This is a genomic window from Pseudomonas sp. IAC-BECa141, assembly GCF_020544405.1.
GTDB lineage: Bacteria > Pseudomonadota > Gammaproteobacteria > Pseudomonadales > Pseudomonadaceae > Aquipseudomonas.
In genome coordinates this window covers 1836500-1850738 of record NZ_CP065410.1, presented here as the reverse complement: position 1 = coordinate 1850738, position 14239 = coordinate 1836500, and the positions used below count along the sequence as shown (strand labels likewise).

At 61.5% G+C, this 14239-nt stretch carries 14 protein-coding genes; 4 read left to right on the top strand and 10 right to left on the bottom strand.

Annotated elements, in window-relative coordinates; all coding sequences use genetic code 11:
* Positions 1-26: 26 nt before the first annotated feature.
* The gene (locus I5961_RS08405; protein ID WP_227234897.1) at positions 27-3497 is read left to right on the top strand and encodes a hybrid sensor histidine kinase/response regulator; all 3471 of its coding nucleotides are present in this window, start codon (positions 27-29) and stop codon (positions 3495-3497) included.
* Between the two features lie 9 nt (positions 3498-3506).
* Here the strand turns inward: I5961_RS08405 and rmuC are convergent, their stop codons facing one another.
* Both rmuC and I5961_RS08395 read right to left on the bottom strand, forming a co-directional pair.
* Positions 3507-4871 (bottom strand): DNA recombination protein RmuC, encoded by a 1365-nt coding sequence (gene rmuC / locus I5961_RS08400; protein ID WP_170929749.1) that lies wholly within the window; start codon positions 4869-4871, stop codon positions 3507-3509.
* 175 nt (positions 4872-5046) lie between these two features.
* Positions 5047-5370: a hypothetical protein gene (locus I5961_RS08395; protein WP_081493545.1), complete on the bottom strand. Its 324-nt coding sequence runs from the start codon at positions 5368-5370 to the stop codon at positions 5047-5049.
* Positions 5371-6323: 953 nt separating this feature from the next.
* Here I5961_RS08395 and I5961_RS08390 point away from each other — a divergent pair.
* The 3 genes from I5961_RS08390 (at position 6324) to I5961_RS08380 (ending at position 8725) form a co-directional block, all read left to right on the top strand.
* Positions 6324-6548: a hypothetical protein gene (locus tag I5961_RS08390; protein ID WP_007950419.1), complete on the top strand. Its 225-nt coding sequence runs from the start codon at positions 6324-6326 to the stop codon at positions 6546-6548.
* A 276-nt stretch (positions 6549-6824) separates the two neighbouring features.
* A complete protein-coding gene (locus tag I5961_RS08385) occupies positions 6825-7307 on the top strand; it encodes a hypothetical protein (RefSeq protein ID WP_085699307.1) in 483 nt (160 codons plus the stop codon).
* A 146-nt stretch (positions 7308-7453) separates the two neighbouring features.
* On the top strand, positions 7454-8725 hold the full coding sequence (locus I5961_RS08380; protein WP_085703382.1) for an OmpP1/FadL family transporter: 1272 nt from the start codon (positions 7454-7456) through the stop codon (positions 8723-8725).
* Between the two features lie 97 nt (positions 8726-8822).
* On the opposite strand, the gene I5961_RS08375 is transcribed toward I5961_RS08380, so the two are convergent.
* From I5961_RS08375 to cobU, 8 genes are read right to left on the bottom strand one after another with little or no spacing between them, the layout of a single operon-like run.
* Positions 8823-9383: a glutathione peroxidase gene (locus tag I5961_RS08375; protein ID WP_085699310.1), complete on the bottom strand. Its 561-nt coding sequence runs from the start codon at positions 9381-9383 to the stop codon at positions 8823-8825.
* 55 nt (positions 9384-9438) lie between these two features.
* Positions 9439-9561 carry a hypothetical protein gene (locus tag I5961_RS28605; protein ID WP_256574712.1) on the bottom strand — a complete coding sequence of 41 codons (123 nt, stop codon included), beginning with the start codon at positions 9559-9561 and terminating at the stop codon, positions 9439-9441.
* Positions 9558-10766: an MFS transporter gene (locus I5961_RS08370; protein WP_085699312.1), complete on the bottom strand. Its 1209-nt coding sequence runs from the start codon at positions 10764-10766 to the stop codon at positions 9558-9560. Before I5961_RS08370 ends, I5961_RS28605 begins: the two co-directional genes overlap by 4 nt.
* Positions 10767-10819: 53 nt before the next feature.
* A complete protein-coding gene (locus tag I5961_RS08365) occupies positions 10820-11224 on the bottom strand; it encodes a MarR family winged helix-turn-helix transcriptional regulator (RefSeq protein ID WP_007950413.1) in 405 nt (134 codons plus the stop codon).
* A gap of 43 nt (positions 11225-11267) precedes the next feature.
* Complete coding sequence (locus tag I5961_RS08360; RefSeq protein WP_227234895.1) at positions 11268-11999, bottom strand: adenosylcobinamide-GDP ribazoletransferase; 732 nt, start codon at positions 11997-11999, stop codon at positions 11268-11270.
* A 1-nt stretch (position 12000) separates the two neighbouring features.
* Positions 12001-12576, bottom strand: coding sequence for an alpha-ribazole phosphatase family protein (cobC, locus tag I5961_RS08355; protein WP_227234893.1), 576 nt, complete (start codon positions 12574-12576; stop codon positions 12001-12003).
* On the bottom strand, positions 12573-13628 hold the full coding sequence (gene cobT, locus I5961_RS08350; RefSeq protein ID WP_227234891.1) for a nicotinate-nucleotide--dimethylbenzimidazole phosphoribosyltransferase: 1056 nt from the start codon (positions 13626-13628) through the stop codon (positions 12573-12575). Before cobT ends, cobC begins: the two co-directional genes overlap by 4 nt.
* Complete coding sequence (gene cobU / locus I5961_RS08345) at positions 13625-14146, bottom strand: bifunctional adenosylcobinamide kinase/adenosylcobinamide-phosphate guanylyltransferase (RefSeq protein ID WP_227234889.1); 522 nt, start codon at positions 14144-14146, stop codon at positions 13625-13627. The genes cobT and cobU overlap by 4 nt, the downstream gene beginning before the upstream one ends.
* Between the last annotated feature and the right edge of the window lie 93 nt (positions 14147-14239).

Sequence of the window (14239 nt, the reverse complement as noted above, 5' to 3'; positions counted from 1 at the left end):
CGGTCGTTTTCTGTCGGGAGTGTTCCATGTCGTTGTCCACCGGGCTGATCGCCGCCGTCGCCCTGGCCTATATGGCCATCATGTTCGCCATCGCCTTCTACGGCGACCGTCGCAGCACACCGCTGCCGCCACGGGTGCGTGCCTGGGTGTACAGCCTGTCGCTGGCCGTCTACTGCACCAGCTGGACGTTTTTCGGCGCGGTCGGTCAGGCCGCCGAACAACTGTGGTCGTTCCTGCCGATCTACCTCGGGCCGATCCTGCTATTGCTGGGCGCGCCGTGGGTGCTGCAGAAAATGGTGATGATCAGCAAACAGGAGAACATTACCTCCATCGCCGACTTCATCGCCGCCCGCTACGGTAAATCCCAATCGCTGGCGGTGGTGGTCGCGTTGATCTGTCTGGTCGGCGTTCTGCCCTATATCGCCTTGCAACTCAAAGGCATCGTCCTCGGCGTGAACCTGCTGATCGGTGCCGGTGCCGACGCCATGGGCACCCGCGCCCAGGACACGGCCCTGATCGTGTCGCTGGTGCTGGCCCTGTTCACCATCGTCTTCGGTACGCGCAACCTCGACGCCACGGAGCACCACCGGGGCATGGTGCTGGCGATTGCGTTCGAGTCGCTGGTGAAACTGTTCGCCTTCCTCGCCGTCGGCGCCTTCGTCACCTATGGGCTGTATGACGGCTTCGACGATTTGTTCAATCAGGCAATGCTCGCACCGCGCCTCGAGGAATACTGGCAGGAAACCATCAACTGGCCATCGATGGTGGTGCAGACCGGCGTGGCGATGATGGCAATCATCTGCCTGCCCCGGCAGTTCCACGTGACAGTGGTCGAGAACATCGACCCGCAGGATCTGCGCCTGGCCAAATGGGTGTTCCCGACCTACCTCGCCCTGGCAGCGCTGTTTGTAGTCCCGATCGCCCTGGCCGGTCAGATGATGCTGCCCAGCTCGGTCATCCCCGACTCTTTCGTGATCAGCCTACCGTTGGCCCAGGCCCACCCGGCGCTGGCGATGCTGGCGTTTATCGGCGGTGCATCGGCGGCTACCGGCATGGTGATCGTGGCGAGTGTGGCGCTGTCGACCATGGTCTCCAACGACATGCTGTTGCCATGGCTGCTGCGCCGCAACAATGCCGAGCGCCCGTTCGAAGTGTTCCGCCAGTGGATGCTCTCGGTGCGCCGGGTCAGCATTGTGGTGATTTTGTTGCTGGCCTACGTCAGCTACCGTTTGCTCGGCTCGACCGCGAGCCTGGCGACCATCGGCCAGATTGCCTTCGCCGCTGTGACCCAACTGGCCCCGGCGATGCTCGGCGCGCTGTACTGGAAACAGGCCAACCGTCGCGGCGTGTTCGCCGGCCTGGCCGCCGGCACGTTCCTGTGGTTCTACACCCTGATCCTGCCGATCGCTGCCCGCAGCCTCGGCTGGTCGCTGGACAGTTTTCCCGGCCTCGCCTGGCTGCACAGCAACCCGCTGAACCTGCCGATCACCCCGCTGACCCAAGGCGTGGTGCTGTCGCTGGCGGGCAACTTCACGTTGTTCGCCTGGGTCTCGGTGCTGTCCCGTACACGGGTCTCGGAGCACTGGCAGGCCGGACGTTTTATCGGCCAGGAAATCAGCGCCCGGCCGAGCGCACGCTCGATGCTGGCGGTGCAGATCGACGACTTGCTGCAACTGGCCGCGCGTTTTGTCGGTGAAGAACGCGCGCGGCAGAGTTTCATCCGCTTCGCCTACCGCCAGGGCAAAGGCTTCAACCCGAATCAGAATGCCGACGGCGAATGGATCGCCCACACCGAGCGCTTGCTGGCAGGTGTCCTCGGTGCCTCTTCGACGCGTGCTGTAGTAAAAGCCGCCATCGAAGGTCGGGAAATGCAGCTGGAGGACGTGGTCCGGATCGCCGACGAAGCGTCGGAAGTGCTGCAGTTCAACCGCGCACTGTTGCAAGGCGCCATCGAGAACATTACCCAGGGCATCAGCGTGGTCGACCAGTCGCTGAAACTGGTGGCCTGGAACCGTCGCTATCTGGAGCTGTTCAACTATCCGGACGGCTTGATCAGCGTTGGCCGCCCGATTGCCGACATCATTCGCCACAACGCCGAACGCGGTTTGTGCGGCCCCGGCGAAGCGGAAGTTCACGTTGCCCGGCGCCTGCACTGGATGCGTCAGGGCCGTGCCCACACCTCCGAGCGACTGTTCCCCAACGGCCGGGTGATCGAGCTGATCGGCAACCCGATGCCCGGCGGCGGTTTTGTCATGAGCTTCACCGACATCACCGCGTTCCGCGAAGCCGAGCAGGCGCTGACCGAGGCCAACGAAGGCCTGGAGCAACGGGTCAGCGAACGGACGCAAGAACTGTCGCAACTCAACGTCGCGCTGACCGAGGCCAAAGGCAATGCCGAGGCGGCCAACCAGTCCAAGACCCGCTTCCTCGCCGCCGTCAGTCACGACCTGATGCAGCCGTTGAACGCCGCGCGGCTGTTCTCCGCCGCCCTCTCCCATCAGAACGACGGCTTGAGCGGCGAGGCGCAGAAACTGGTGCAGCATCTGGACAGTTCGCTGCGTTCGGCCGAAGACCTGATCAGCGACCTGCTGGACATCTCGCGCCTGGAAAACGGCAAGATCAACCCGGATCGCAAGTCGTTCGCGATCAATGAGCTGTTCGATACCCTCGGCGCGGAATTCAAGGCACTGGCCCAGGAACAGGGTCTGAGTTTCCGGGTACGAGGCAGTCAGTTGCGCATCGACAGTGACATCAAGTTGCTGCGGCGCATTCTGCAGAACTTCCTCACCAATGCGTTCCGCTACGCAAAAGGCCCGGTGCTGCTGGGCGTGCGTCGGCGACAAGGCGAAATCTGTCTGGAAGTGTGGGATCGCGGGCCGGGGATTCCGGAGGACAAACAGCAAGTGATCTTCGAGGAATTCAAACGCCTCGACAGCCACCAGACCCGCGCCGAAAAAGGTCTGGGTCTGGGCCTGGCGATCGCCGACGGCCTGTGCCGAGTGCTCGGTCATACTTTGCGCGTACGTTCATGGCCGGGGCGTGGCAGCGTATTCAGTGTCCGCGTGCCGTTGGCCAAAGCGCAGACCGTGCAGCCGCCAGCGGCGGTGGAAATGAATGGCAAACTGCACAGCGGCGCGCAGGTGCTGTGCATCGACAACGAAGACAGCATTCTGATCGGCATGAACAGCCTGCTCACACGCTGGGGCTGTCAGGTCTGGACCGCGCGCAACCGCGAAGAATGCGCGGCACTGCTCGACGACGGCGTGCGGCCACAATTGGCGCTGGTGGACTATCACCTGGATCACGGCGAAACCGGCACTGATCTGATGGCCTGGTTGCGCACAAGACTGGGCGAGCCGGTGCCGGGAGTGGTGATCAGCGCCGACGGGCATCCGGAAACCGTGGCGCAGGTTCATGCAGCGGGGCTGGATTATCTGGCCAAACCGGTGAAACCGGCGGCATTGCGGGCGTTGTTGAGTCGCTATTTGCCGCTCTAGAAGAGCAGCTTATTCAGGCAGTTCGACCAACCCGTCGGCATCGGTCATCGCGCGTTCCAGCAAATCGGCCGGCAGGCTCTTGCTGGCCCGCGCACCGAGCAACTTGAGCTGTTCGCTGCGGCTGACCAGGTTGCCCCGTCCTTCCGTCAGCTTGTTGCGCGCCGCGCTGTAGGCTTTGTCCAGTTGCTGCAAGCGATTGCCGACTTCGTCCAGATCCTGAATGAACAACACGAATTTGTCATACAGCCAACCGGCGCGCTCGGCGATTTCCCGGGCGTTCTGGCTCTGGCGCTCTTGCTTCCACAGACTGTCGATGACCCGCAGCGTCGCCAGCAATGTGGTCGGGCTGACAATCACGATGTTGCGATCGAAAGCTTCCTGGAACAGCGCCGGTTCGGCTTGCAATGCAGCGGAAAACGCCGCTTCTATGGGCACGAACAGCAAGACGAAATCGAGGCTGTGCAAGCCTTCCAGACGCTTGTAATCCTTGCCGGCCAGGCCTTTGACGTGACTGCGCAAGGACAGCACATGCTGCTTCATGGCGATCTGGCCAATGGCGTCGTCGTCCGCCGCCACGTACTGCTGATACGCGGTGAGGCTGACCTTGGAGTCGACCACCACCTGCTTGTCGCCCGGCAGGTAAATGATCACGTCCGGCTGGAAACGCTCGCCGTCCGGCCCCTTGAGATTGACCTGAGTCTGGTACTCGCGGCCCTTCTCCAGCCCGGCATGTTCAAGCACGCGCTCAAGAATCAGCTCGCCCCAGTTGCCCTGGGTTTTCTGGCCCTTCAGGGCGCGGGTCAGATTGGTCGCTTCGTCGCTCAGACGCAGGTTCAGTTGCTGCAAGCGCTCCAGCTCCTTGGCCAGCGAGAAACGCTCGCGGGCTTCGGCCTGATAGCTTTCCTCGACGCGTTTTTCAAACGACTGGATGCGTTCCTTCAACGGGTCGAGCAATTGACCGAGGCGTTGCTGGCTGGTTTCGGCGAAGCGTTGCTCGCGCTCATCGAAGATCTTGCCGGCCAGTTCGGCGAACTGGGCGCGCAGCTCGTCGCGGGAACCTTGCAGGTCATCCAGGCGTTGTTGATGGCTTTCCTGTTGCTCGCGCAATTCGGCATTCAGCGAAGCCGCCTGGGCGTCCAGGCGCCGCAATTCGGCTTCCTTGTTGGCGCGTTCAATGTTCCAGGCATGGGCGGCGTCACGGGCGTCATCGCGCTCGATCTGCAACAGCTCGACTTCCCGGCGCACGGCCGCGAGATCCGCTTGTCTGGAGGCGTTGGCCTGGCCGAGGTCGGCGACTTCATCGCGGCAGGCTTCTAATTGAGCAGTGAGACCGTCCTGGGCCATCTGCGCCATGGCCAGCCGCTCCTCGAGCAACGCGACTTCAGACCGGCTCTGACTGGCCCGACGTTGCAGTTGCCACGCCAGTGCCAGCAGCGGCACCGCCGCGCCTGCCAGTCCCAGCAGGATGCCGGTCAAGTCAATCGCCATAGTGATTCTCGCCAATCCGATAAAGCCTGAAGGTTAACCAAGGCGCCAGGTCTTGGACAGCTCAGTCTTCGATCAGGCCGAGTTCCTGTTGCGCACGTCGGTCACCCGCGCGGGCGGCCTGACGCAGCAGGTCCTGGCCGATGCGGCGATCCCGGGCATTGCCGCACTCGCGGCACATCAACTGGCCGAGACGACTTTGCGCCGCGACCACCCCTTCCCGGGCCGGTTGCTTGAGCAGGCGGCCGGCGAGGTGCTTGGCATTCTGGCTGTCGCCCAAACGCGGGCTGTCCAGCAGCCATTCGGCCACGCGTACGGAAAATCGCTTGGGAGCGGTAACACGAGGGGGTTGGGAGGTAACAGATTCTGGAGCTGAACGAAACTTCATAAAGCACTGTGGGACAGATCGGAAGGCGCGCCACTCTACTCTTTTTTTCGCACAGGTAAAGTCGAAAAAAACCCGGCACGCCCGTGCTAGAGCAAGCGCTCGGGACAATCCACAGAAGCTGTGGATAACTCAGTGGACAACCGCCTTCCAGTCGCCGCAAAGCCTTGTGGAACGGGGCTCGCAGTCAAACTGACGATTTTTTCACCAGTTAAAAAAAGCGATGTTTTTCATTGACTTAAACTTTCGATGCAGGCAGCCATCGGGGTCAGGATCGTTATGACAGCGCCGTTACCGTCTGCGCAACTAATGTGCACAAGTACCTGTTACGCGGTTATATCGATGCGCCTTTTCGGGTCGTTTTGGCATTCAGGCTGGGGACAAGCCCCTGCGCCGAGCTTCAGCGCCGGTCACGTCGTGGCGACCGACGGTCATTGTGTGAGCCAGATCGGGGCAGGTTACGGGCCTGGCAATGTCTCCTGATTTATTTTTGATCAGCGGGTTTGCCTTTCGGGGATCGTTCCGTTAGTATCCGCGGCGTTAGTACCAAGCTGAAAGTCAATTCCGGTCGAACACACCCCACGGTCAGCCTTCTTTCACAGAAGCCTCCACCGACAAAAGCGGGATCGACCCCTCGATGGTTTCCAGGTAAATCTTGCGACAACACAGCCTTTGAATCGAATGCAAAGGGTGTTGCGAAGACCACTTACTCTGACCGAACCAACCTGCAAATTGATCAGGATCTTCACCCCGGGCCCAGAACCTCTGCCCTCGATGTGTTGCCTGTCCTCCTAAGTACCTACCTGCCAGCCCAAGCGCGCCCACTTTTATAGCGCTCGAACTGGCTGCCTTGTTCCAGTCGGGTTCTTCGTTCGACCAATGGTGGTTGACGTTACTGGAACGTTTTAACGTTGCACGGTTCTTATCCGTGTCATTTGTAGGAACACCTAATAACTATGTCGACTCAAATCCAGACTCAGGATGCCATTCGCACCCTAACCAACGCTTTTGCTCCAATGAACTGCCTGATCATGGCCGCTCGCAAAGGCTGCTTCAGCTTCACCGTGGTCAATGAACACGGGATCGCCCGCCACAGCGAGCGTCTGTATCCCGATCAATACTCCAGCGCCGAACCGCTGCAGGCCGTAATTGATCGCACCCGTCAGGCATTGATCGCCTGAGAGGCCGAAATGGCTGCAAAAGCAAAAGCCCCGCTTAAAACGCGGGGCTTTTTATTGCCCGATGTTTCGCTTTTGCGACTTTCCGCTTAAGCACCAACTGATATAACGGTTATAACGCCCCGCCGGAAATATTTTAAAAACAGGCCTTTACGTCGCGAATATGACACTACACTTCAACTCAAGCGGCGTGATCCGCTTCCGGCGGGCCTGATTCGATCCACAGCTGCCAAGCTCCCCTTCAGGTCTCGCCGCCAAATAACAAGATCCGAGGGTTTTATGGGTATCGCTGCCAGCGAACTGTGCCGCCATGTGATCCGTCCCACGCTGATTTATCTGGGACGTCACTGCGCCACCGCCGAATCCCTGTTGCTGGGCATCGCCGCCAGCCAGTCCGCCCTCGGTTCGGCCCTGCATGACCGCCGTGGCCACGGCCTGTACCGGATTGCCGAACACCGTCACCAGGCGCTCTGGGATCATTACCTGGCACTGGATCCCGAACGCGCCAGCCTGGTTCGCGGCCTCGCAAGCCAGCATGCCTTCCTCAGCGGCCCGCACCTCGAACTGACCGTCAACCTGCGTTACGCCACGGCCATTGCCTGGCTGCTGGTCGAAGAACAAAACCCCGTCCTCCCCGAGTCGGATGACCTGCTGGGCATGGCGCGCATCTGGCGTCAGACCTTCCAGCCTCAAGGTCGTCTGCGCGATTTCACCTGCGCCTGGCAAACCTGTGTTTCACCGCTGAATCAGGTCGCTTGCTGATCCGCCGGTTTCGCAACATCGTCCAACGAGTAGCGAATCTGGTCGGATTGTCCTACAAAACCGCTCTAACTCAAGGCATACGGCCTATAGCGCTAGGACGAAAATGTTGGTAATTTTCGCCCCGGTGATCACCAGGAGTTCTAATAATGAAAAAAGTCATGCTCAAAACCACCCTTAGCCTTGCCGTAACCGTGGCATCCACCCAGATCTTCGCAGCTGGCTTTGCCATCAACGAACACAGCATCAGCGGGATGGGGACTGGGTACGCCGGGCGATCTTCTTCTGCCGACGACGCAAGCACTGTTTATGGCAACCCTGCCGGCATGTCGCGCATCACGCGCGAACAAGTCACTGGCGGTGTTGCATTCCTCGACGCAAAAACCGATATCAATGACGCCAGCTCCAGCCCGAACGGCGGCAGCAACAAAGGCGACATGGTGCCCTTCACCTCCGTACCTATGGGCTACTACGTCAAGCCGATCGACGAGCATTGGGCATTCGGCCTGGGTGTGTACGTACCCTTCGGCCTGATCACCGACTATGAAAACGGCTTTGCCGGCCGCTACTTCGGCAGCAAGTCCGAAGTCAAGGTCATTACCTTCCAGCCGACTGTCAGCTACAAATTCAACGACGTGGTGTCGATCGGTTTCGGTCCGACCATCAACCGCATCGACGGCTCGCTGGAATCCAACCTGTCGATCACTCAGGCTGCGCCGGACGGCAAGGTCAAGATCAAGGGTGACGACACCGCACTGGGCTACAACATCGGCGTTCTGGTACAGGCTACCGACACCACTCGCCTGGGTCTGACCTACCACTCGAAAGTCGACTACAAGCTCGAAGGCAACACCAAGGTCAACTACGGTGTGCTGGGCGCGGTCGGCCTGGGTGCGAACCAGAAATACGACGCTTCGCTGAAGATCACCACGCCTGAATCCGTGGACTTCTCGGTCACTCAGGCGATCAACGACCGCTGGAACGTCTACGCCGGTACCACCTGGACCCGCTGGAGCCAGCTGGAAAAGATCACCGTCAAGAACTCCGGTGTACAGCCTCTGCTGGCTGGCCAGTTCGGCGAGATCACCGAAGAGCAGAACTGGCATGACACCTGGGCTTACGCCATCGGTACGTCCTACCAGCTGAACAAGGAATGGGTACTGCGTACCGGTCTGACGTTCGACCAGGCCCCGACCAACAACGTCGACCGTTCGCCACGCATCCCGACCGGCGACCGGACCATCTTCAGCATCGGTGCCGGCTGGAGCCCGACCGAAGACCTGACCATCGACGTTGCCTACTCGTACCTGAAGGAAGAGAAGGTCAACATCCGCAACGAAAACGATCGTGGCCAGAGCTACAACTCGCAGTACGAAAACTCGGCAAACGGCTTCGGTGTCGGCGCAACCTACCGCTTCTGATGCTGTACGGCGAAGCTGATCTCTTTAGCGTTTGAGGCCTCGCCCACTAAAAAGCCCCGCTCTCTTCACAGAGGCGGGGCTTTTTAGTGGGCGTCGATCAGGGTTTCAGCGGCTTGGAGGCAATGGCTTTTTCAATGGCTGCCAGAAATTCCGGATCATCCGGCTTGGTCAGGCTGGAGAAGTTGGCAATGACCTTGCCCTGACGGTCGATGACGTATTTGTAGAAATTCCACTTCGGCGCGCTGCTCTGTCTGGCCAGCACCTGGAACAGGTGGGTGGCATCGTCGCCCCGCACCTTCTGTGGCTCGGTCATGGTGAACGTCACGCCGTAGTTGGCGTAACAGACCTTGGCGGTCTCGGCGCTGTCCTTGGATTCCTGCTTGAAGTCATTGGAAGGCACGCCGAGCATTTCCAGGCCCTGGGCCTTGTAGCGCTGATTGAGCGCTTCGAGCCCCTCGAACTGCGGCGCGAAACCACAGAAGCTGGCCGTGTTGATTACCACCAGCGGTTTGTCGGCGTAACGCTGACACAGGTCGATGGATTCCTTGGCCCGCAACTTGGGCAACGAACCTTGCAACAGATCCGGACAATCCGCGGCCTGGGCCAGTCCGGTCAACGCCATCAGCAAAGCGGGAACAGCACACCAGCGCTTGAGCATGTCGGGCATCCTTGAGCAATCGTCAGACCTCGACGTTACTCGCCCTCCCGCCGGTCTAGCAAGCACCCATGCCCAACTGCATCAGCGCCAGCCCGCCCCGATGCCAGCCCCACCACACCAGCGCCAGCAACGCGGCACCGAGTGCGGTGATGACGATCTGCGGCCAATAACGGTTCATGCAGCGCTCGCACGCGTTTGCAGGCGCTCGACCGGGCGCTCGCGCACCGGCCAGTTCAGCGCCGCCGCCAGCAGGCTCAAGAGAATCGCCACTTGCCAGATCAAGTCATAACTCCCGGTCCGGTCGTACACCACCCCGCCCAGCCAGCCGCCAAGGAACGAACCCAATTGATGGAACAGGAACACGATACCGCCGAGCATGGACAGATTCCGCACACCAAACAAGGTCGCCACCGTACCGTTGGTCAACGGCACCGTCGACAGCCACAGGAAGCCCATGGCCATGCCGAACAGATAGGCCGAGGTCGTCGTCACCGGCAGCCACAGGAACAGCACGATCACCACGGCGCGCAACAGATAAAGTCCGGTCAGCAGACGCGGCTTGGACATGCGCCCGCCGAGCCAACCGGCGGTGTAAGTGCCGAAGATATTGAATAGACCGATCAACGCCAGCACCGTGGTGCCGACACTTGCAGGCAGATGCTGATCGACCAGATACGCCGGCAGGTGGACGCCGATGAACACCACCTGAAATCCGCAGACGAAAAAGCCGAACGCCAGCAGCCAGAAACCGGAATGCGAGCAAGCCTCACGCAGGGCTTCGGACAGGGTTTGTTCATGACCCAGCACCGGCAGCGGTTTGTCCTTGAGCATGCTCACCAGCGGCACGATCAGCGCCACCAGCAGGCCCAGCACCAGCAATGCCGCCGACCAGCCGAGCCAGCCAATCAGCCCGAGGGTGCCGGGCAGCATGGCGAACTGGCCGAAAGAGCCGGCAGCACTGGCGATGCCCATGCCCATGCTGCGTTTTTCCGGCGGCACAGCACGGCCGACCACGCCGAGGATCACCGAGAACGAGGTGCCGGAGAGCCCGATGCCGATCAGCAGACCGGCACTCAGAGACAGGCCCAACGCAGTCTCCGACAGGCCCATGAACACAAGGCCCAAGGCGTACAGCACACCACCGATCAATACCACTTTTGCCGCGCCGAAGCGGTCGGCCAGTGCGCCGGTAAACGGCTGCGCCAGACCCCAGATCAGGTTCTGCAAGGCGATGGCGAACGCGAACACTTCACGGCCCCAGCCGAACTGCGCGCTCATCGGCGACAGAAACAGCCCGAAACCGTGACGCACGCCCAATGACAACGCCAGAATCAGCGCACTCCCCAGCAACACCCAACCGCACGTACGCCACATCGAACTCATTGTTATTCTCCAGTCGCGGGTATATACCCGCTTAGATTCGGAAAAACCGGCCCTCAGGCCAGTTCATCCAACAGCCGCAGCAAGGTTTCACGCTTCTCGGCACCCAGTCGGTCGATCAACCGCTGCTGCGCCGCTTCCCAGGCCGGCAAAGCCGCTGCCAGTCGTTGCGCACCGGTTTCGGTGAGCCGGACGATGCGGTTGCGCATGTCTTCGCCCTCGGCCAGCGCCACCAGCCCTTCGCCTTCCAGCACCCGCAGATTGCGCCCGAGGGTGCTGCGATCCAGCCCCATCGCTTCGGCCAGTTCGGAAATGCTCGGTTGATCCAGGCGCTGCAGATTGCACAGCAAAGAATACTGGGCAACGTTGATCCCGAAGCCGTCGAGAGCGCCGTCGTAATGCCTGCTGACGCCACGGGCGGCGCGTCGCAGGTTGGTGCACAAACACTGAGAAGGAAGCATGATGCGTGTATATACCCGCAAGTCTGTTAAATCAAGTTACAGATCAAAACAAAGCCAGCCCGACCAGCACCGACATCTCCAATAATTCCAGCAACGCACCCGCCGTATCGCCCGTGGTTCCGCCCAGTCGCCGCACCATCAGATGCCTTAGCCAGATGAACACGACGACCGCCAGCAACAACGCCACGACCGCGTTAAGCCCGGCGATCACCACACATGCCGCTGCACTCAGCGCCAGCACCTGCCAACCCGTCTTGCGCGGCAGATGATCGGCCAGCGCCTGCCCCAATCCACCGGCCCGCACATAGGCAGTGGTGAGGAACAGCCCGAGCAGCGCCGCTCGGCCAATCAGCGGCACGACGATCAACGCCATACCCTGCTTCTGCTCGATCAAGGCCAGCAACGCGGCGAACTTGAGCAGCAACACCAGCACCAGCGTCACTACGGCGATCGGCCCGCTGCGCGGATCCTTCATAATCGTCAGCGTGCGCTCGCGATCACCGAAACCGCCGAGCCACGCATCGGCGCTGTCCGCCAGGCCATCAAGGTGCAACGCGCCGCTGAGCAGCACCCACACCGTCAGCAACAGCGCCGCATGCAGCAGCAACGGCGCGCCCGCCAGCGCAAGGTTGAGCGCCCAGAGAATCACACCGAACAACAACCCCACCAGCGGATAAAACAGTAGCGAGCGGCCGAGCTGTTCAGGGGTCGGCATGCCCGGCAGACGAATCGGCAGGCTGCTGAGAAATTGCAGGGCGATCCACAGAGGCAGCATGTCAGCACACCTCCTTGAGCGAACCATCAGCCGAGACGATCAGCGAAAACAGTGCGCCATGAGCGACTTCGACATTGAGCAGTTGTTCACGGGGCAAACCACGGGCCCGCGCCAGCAGCAGACGGATGACGCCGCCATGACTGACCAGCAACACCCGCTCGCCGGCGTGTGCCGCGTGCAGTCGCATCACCGCCGCCAGCACCCTTGCAGAGAAATCGCTGACCGGCTCACCCTGCGGCGGGGTAAACCCGTAGGGATCCGCCCAGAACAGACCCAGCGCCTCGGCATCGGTTTCCATCAACGCCGCCGCACTCTGCCCTTCCCAGGCACCGAAATGCAGCTCCTGCAGATTTTTGTCCTGAGATACCGGCAGATCCCGCTGCGCGCTCAACTCCTCAGCGAATCGCGCGCAACGCTGCAAGGGCGAGCTGACCAGCCGATCCCACGGCCCTTTTCCGATCACCGCTTCGCGCATTTGCGCCCAGCCTTTTTCGGTCAGCGCATCGTCAAGACTGCCGCGCAGGCCGCCGCCGAGCTCGGTTTCACCGTGGCGCAGGAGGTCCAGACGCAAAATCATGCCGGGCGATCCGCCACCGCCGCTTCGGCGAAGGTCGCCATCTGGCCGTGCAGGTCGCAGGCCAGACGCAACAACGGCACTGCCAGCGCCGCACCACTACCCTCCCCCAGACGCAGAGCCAGTTCGAGCAGCGGTTCAGCGCCAAGGGTTTCCAGCACATGGCGATGGCCCGGCTCCGCACCGCGATGACCGAACAGCAACCATTCACGGCAGGCCGGATTCAGGCGTACCGCCACCAACGCGGCGACCGTGCAGATGAAACCGTCCACCAGCACCGCCACACCTTCCTGAGCACACGCCAGATACGCGCCAACCAACGCTGCAATCTCGAAGCCGCCGAGATTGAACAGGGTCTGCAACGCATCACCGCGCTGTGCCGCATGCAGCGCCAGCGCCCGCTCGATCACCTGCGCCTTATGGCTGACGCCTTCGGCATTCAGCCCGGTGCCGGGGCCGGTCAGGTGCGCCACCGGGCAATCCAGCAAAGCACAAGCCAGCGCACTGGCGGCGGTAGTGTTGCCAATGCCCATTTCACCGCCGATGAACAATTGCGCGCCCGCCGCCTTCGCGCGCAGCACGCTGTCGCGGCCGCCCTGCAAGGCGAGTTCGCCCTGGGCCCGAGTCATCGCTGCGCCCTTGGCGAAATTCGCCGTGCCCGGACCGATGTTCAGGTGACGCACACCTGGCAGGTTCAACGACGGGGTCACGGTGCCCAGATCCACCACTTCCAGCTGCGCGCCGAGTTGCCGCGCCAGCACGCTGATCGCCGCGCCGCCGCTGACGAAGTTCAGCAGCATCTGCCCGGTGACTTCCTGCGGAAACGCAGAAACGCCTTCGGCGACAACGCCGTGGTCGCCGGCAAAAATCGTGATCCAGACCTGATCGAGGTTCGGCTTGATCCGGCCCTGCAATCCGGCCAGTTGCACCGCCACCGATTCGAGCTGCCCGAGGGAACCGGCGGGTTTGGTCAATTGCTGCTGACGCGCCGCCGCGCTTTCAACGGCTTGCGCATCCACCGGTTTGCACGGATTCAGCCACCAGGCTTGGGTCATAACGCAGGTCCTTTCAAAGTCAGGGGCAGGCCGGCGACCGTCAGGACGACTCGCTGACAACGCTCGGCCAGAGCTTGATGCAGCCAACCGGCTTCATCGACGTAGCGGCGAGTCAATTCGCCCAGCGGCACGACACCCATTCCGGTCTCGTTGCTGACAAAAATGATTTCACCCGGCAGCGACGCCAGGCATTCAAGCAACGCTTCGCGTTCGGCGGCGAGGCGTTCGACGTCTTCGAGCATCAGCAGATTGGTCAGCCACAGGGTCAGGCAATCCACCAGCAGGCAACGGTCGGGGCTGGCGGTTTCGCGCAGCACCCGAGCCAGCTCCAGCGGCTCTTCGATCAACGCCCACTCGGCTGGACGCCGCGCGCGATGATGGGCGACGCGTTCATTCATCTCGCCATCCAGCGGCTGGCTGGTGGCGATGTAAGTGACGGCCAGCGCGCTGTCAGTGGCGAGTTTTTCGGCCAGGCGACTTTTGCCGGAGCGGGCGCCGCCGAGGATCAGTTGGAGCATGGATAAATCCTATAAATATCAGTGCTACAGCTACCGTCTTCGCGAGCAAGCTCGCTCCCACAATGGAACGCATTTCAATGTGGGAGCGAGCTC

Coding starts and splice junctions, on each gene's coding strand:
- I5961_RS08405 (WP_227234897.1), top strand. CDS start 27: ATGTCGTTGTCCACCGGGCTGATCGCCGCCGTCGCCCTGGCCTATATG.
- I5961_RS08395 (WP_081493545.1), bottom strand. CDS start 5,370: ATGAAGTTTCGTTCAGCTCCAGAATCTGTTACCTCCCAACCCCCTCGT.
- I5961_RS08390 (WP_007950419.1), top strand. CDS start 6,324: ATGTCGACTCAAATCCAGACTCAGGATGCCATTCGCACCCTAACCAAC.
- I5961_RS08385 (WP_085699307.1), top strand. CDS start 6,825: ATGGGTATCGCTGCCAGCGAACTGTGCCGCCATGTGATCCGTCCCACG.
- I5961_RS08380 (WP_085703382.1), top strand. CDS start 7,454: ATGAAAAAAGTCATGCTCAAAACCACCCTTAGCCTTGCCGTAACCGTG.
- I5961_RS08375 (WP_085699310.1), bottom strand. CDS start 9,383: ATGCTCAAGCGCTGGTGTGCTGTTCCCGCTTTGCTGATGGCGTTGACC.
- I5961_RS28605 (WP_256574712.1), bottom strand. CDS start 9,561: ATGAACCGTTATTGGCCGCAGATCGTCATCACCGCACTCGGTGCCGCG.
- I5961_RS08370 (WP_085699312.1), bottom strand. CDS start 10,766: ATGAGTTCGATGTGGCGTACGTGCGGTTGGGTGTTGCTGGGGAGTGCG.
- I5961_RS08365 (WP_007950413.1), bottom strand. CDS start 11,224: ATGCTTCCTTCTCAGTGTTTGTGCACCAACCTGCGACGCGCCGCCCGT.
- I5961_RS08360 (WP_227234895.1), bottom strand. CDS start 11,999: ATGCTGCCTCTGTGGATCGCCCTGCAATTTCTCAGCAGCCTGCCGATT.
- cobC (WP_227234893.1), bottom strand. CDS start 12,576: ATGATTTTGCGTCTGGACCTCCTGCGCCACGGTGAAACCGAGCTCGGC.
- cobT (WP_227234891.1), bottom strand. CDS start 13,628: ATGACCCAAGCCTGGTGGCTGAATCCGTGCAAACCGGTGGATGCGCAA.
- cobU (WP_227234889.1), bottom strand. CDS start 14,146: ATGCTCCAACTGATCCTCGGCGGCGCCCGCTCCGGCAAAAGTCGCCTG.